The sequence below is a fragment of the Stenotrophomonas pictorum JCM 9942 genome (assembly GCF_001310775.1).
In the GTDB taxonomy this organism is placed as follows: domain Bacteria; phylum Pseudomonadota; class Gammaproteobacteria; order Xanthomonadales; family Xanthomonadaceae; genus Stenotrophomonas; species Stenotrophomonas pictorum.
In genome coordinates, this window is sequence record NZ_BAZI01000316.1 from 1 (window position 1) to 3,024 (window position 3,024).

A 3,024-nucleotide genomic window follows, 5' to 3' on the forward strand; every position below is an offset into this window, starting at 1 on the left:
TCGCTGCAAGCCGGCGACCAGCAGCACGCCCACCAGTGCCAGGGCGCCGGCGCCCAGCACGATCTTTGCTGCCGGCTTCACAGCGTGTCTCCACTCATGACCGGATTGCGTACCTTCAGCACGCTGGTCTGGCCATCGGCGCTGCGCAGCCGCACCCAGTCACGGCCGATCGCCAGCACGCGCGAGCCATCGTCCAGCCGCGAGCCGGTTCTCACCGGTTGGCCGTTGACCACGGCACTGCTGCGGCCGTTGGTGACAAGAACCATGGACACGCTGACCGGGCCTGCGAATGTGTCGGGGCCGGTGGCGCTGCCGTCCGTGAGGGACGGCGCCGCGTCGGTGGCCGGCGGCAGGGCGATGAGGGATTCTCCCGCGCTTGGGGTGGTAACCGGGCGCAGCCGCGCGACCAGCTCCAGCACCTGGCGGTTGCGGTTGATCGATGCGCGCAGTTGCGCCGCTTGCGTGCTTTCCTCGGCGTTGTTGCCGAGGAACAGCACCGCCGGTTTGACGATCACCATTGACGCCAGCCAGCCCGAAACACCAAGCCAGAGCGTCAGTGCGGTCATCGCGATGTACTTTTTCTTCACGGTGTCGGCTCCGGCGTGCCCGTGGCAACGGTTTTGAGCAGATAGGAAAAGACGCCCCCTCCGGCGCGGGTGCCGCCGCCAGACTGCGGATCCAGCGGGACTGGATCGAAACCTTCACGGCGCAGGCGCTCCACGAACGTGGCCACCTGCATGCCGGGTGTGCCGCGCCCGGCATCCACCATTCCATCCACGCGCAGGGTGCGCTGTGGTCCAGCCCCCGGCAGTACCGGCATGCCGGGCTGGCTGGGCGGTTGTTCCACCCGCACGCGCAGGATCCGCACCTCATCACTGGCGGCGCGACGGACGGCCTCCAGGCCGCTGACCGGATTCACCCTGTCGGCAAGACCCTTGGCTTTCTCGACGAACTGCAGCGCGTTGTCGAATCCGGCCGGTAGTGCAGCGTCACCGGCCAATTGCAGGGTCTGGCTCTCAAGTGCCGCGATTTCAGCGGAGATGGCCTCACTGCGCGTTTCGGCGTCGTTGGCGCTGAGGGTCCACCGCGCGCCGAGCGCACCCAGTGCGATGGTGATCAGCAACGAGGCTGCGGAAGCCAGTGGCAAGGCCCACTCGGCCAGATAGGCGGCACGGCTGGGCAACGGGTTGACCGCGTCGCGGGTGGAGGCATGGGCACGTACCCAGTCGATGCCACTGGACCAGCGCCGGCCCTCGGCATCGCTGAAAGTCCGCATCGGAACCTGGGTGACGCGCGCACCGGTGTTGACGGAAAAGATCTCCGCCAGCGCCTCGTTCATCGGTACCTGGCCCGGTTCGGCCGCGGGAACAAACAGCGAACACCACTGGAACTGCAGCGGCTCGGCATCCTCGTCGCCGCGTGCCAGGTCATCGGCGACCTGCTGGGCGAGGGCACCGGCGGTCATCGTCAGGTCGGTGACATCCTCGCTGTAGGCCATCGAGGAACGGCAGATGATGTCGTGCTTGCGTACCGCCAGCACGCACAGCTGCCGCCCGGCATGGATGACCAGACCTTCGCCACTCTTGATCGCGCTCCACATCAGCGAGGTCAGGGGCACCACCAGACAGTGGTCCGGCTGGGCCTCGGCCCACGCATAGGTCTGCTGCCAGAGCTCGAGCGGTACCGCGGTGAACAGCGATTGATAGCCGGCTCCCATGGAGCGGTTCTTGTGGATCAGGATCTTGCCCTCGCCGTCGATCATGCCGTCAGCGCGCAAGCGCTTTTCGATCAGGGCAACCGCATGGGCGGGGCTGCCTTCCAGCGAGATGACGCTGCTGACGCCGCCTTCGAATTCGGCGAACAGCCAGGCCGGTCCTTCCAGGCGTGGACGGCTGTCGGTGACCGCCACGGTATCGTGGCCGAATGCCAGCCAGCGGCCGTGGAGCTGGACGATGCTTTGCATGCTCATGGTTGGGCGCTCGCGTGGGTGGTCTGCGCAACGATGCCGGTGGTATCGGGCGGGCCGGCGGTGCGGAACAGCAGGCTGCCGCGCAATGTCAGCGATAACGGCGCCGGAGGCCGGTCACCAAGCTCCAGTGGCAGATGGAACAGCCCTTCTTCGACATGGGTTACTGAAAGTTCGAAGGTATCGGCACCGAAGATCCGCTCCGGTGCCGGGGCGATGCCGGCCAACAGCGAACTGGCGTCCGCGCGCGAAAGCTGCGTCTGGTTCAGGTTGATCAGGCGTTCGCCCCAGACCTCCGGGCGCATGTCCAGCGCCGCCAGCTGATCCATCAGCTGGCCCGCCGAACGCGCGTTGTCGACCTTCAGTTGTGCCTCTTGCTGGTGCATTTTCGCCAGCGCCAGCAACTCGTTGCGGTTGCTGAGCTGGTCATAGGCCGTTGCCAGCCCGGTCCGTGCGGTGATGAACCACGCGGCGGCGGCGACCAGGGCTAGAAGCGTCCCGGCGAACACCAGCAGGGAGAGACGACGTGACCGGCGCAGCCGGCCCAGCGGCGAGGCGATGGCCATGGCTATTACTGGTTCATCTTGTAGTGGGCGGTCATCGTCAACACCTGTTCGGTATCGGTGTTGGTGCCGTTTGCGCCAGCCGTGCCGGAGCCGGAGGTATTGAAGGCCTCGGTGTTGTTGCCCTGCCATTCGATACCGGCGGTGTTGGCATTGTCCGTGGCGGTCTTGGCGGCGACGCCCTGCTGGCGGAACGCGCCGGATTGCGGATCGGGCTTGCCATCGATCATCTGGTCCAGTGAGCGCGCCAGGTCCGGGGTCAGGCCGGAGATGACCATCACGTTGCCCGAGCCGGAGCCGGTACCCGGCGGATTCCACTGGAAGCAGACCTGCACTTCCTGCGGATTGCCGTTGGTATCCAGGTAGACATAGCGGTCTTCAAAACCTTCGCCGCGACCCGGCGGCAGGCTGATGCCGGCGCGGCGCATCATGTCGCGCAGCTGCAGGCCATTGGTGCTTGCCGCGGTGATGCCCTGCGGGGCGGCGGCATTGCGA

The 3,024-nt window shown here is 66.7% G+C and carries 4 protein-coding genes; all 4 read right to left on the reverse strand.

Features of this window, described 5'->3' with window-relative positions:
* Positions 1 to 77 precede the first annotated feature (77 nt).
* The gene (locus JCM9942_RS12970) at positions 78 to 587 is read right to left on the reverse strand and encodes a hypothetical protein (protein WP_054660174.1); all 510 of its coding nucleotides are present in this window, start codon (positions 585 to 587) and stop codon (positions 78 to 80) included.
* Positions 584 to 1,969, reverse strand: coding sequence for a hypothetical protein (locus tag JCM9942_RS12975; protein WP_145974263.1), 1,386 nt, complete (start codon positions 1,967 to 1,969; stop codon positions 584 to 586). Before JCM9942_RS12975 ends, JCM9942_RS12970 begins: the two co-directional genes overlap by 4 nt.
* Positions 1,966 to 2,532, reverse strand: coding sequence for a hypothetical protein (locus JCM9942_RS12980; RefSeq protein WP_054660178.1), 567 nt, complete (start codon positions 2,530 to 2,532; stop codon positions 1,966 to 1,968). The genes JCM9942_RS12975 and JCM9942_RS12980 overlap by 4 nt, the downstream gene beginning before the upstream one ends.
* 5 nt (positions 2,533 to 2,537) lie before the next feature.
* The coding region (locus JCM9942_RS12985; protein WP_218185491.1) for a hypothetical protein at positions 2,538 to 3,024 on the reverse strand (487 nt) is incomplete at its 5' end.

What these genes read in the sequence shown, in the direction of transcription:
- JCM9942_RS12975 (WP_145974263.1), bottom strand. Translation starts at nt 1,969, where the DNA reads ATGAGCATGCAAAGCATCGTCCAGCTCCACGGCCGCTGGCTGGCATTC.
- JCM9942_RS12980 (WP_054660178.1), bottom strand. Translation starts at nt 2,532, where the DNA reads ATGGCCATCGCCTCGCCGCTGGGCCGGCTGCGCCGGTCACGTCGTCTC.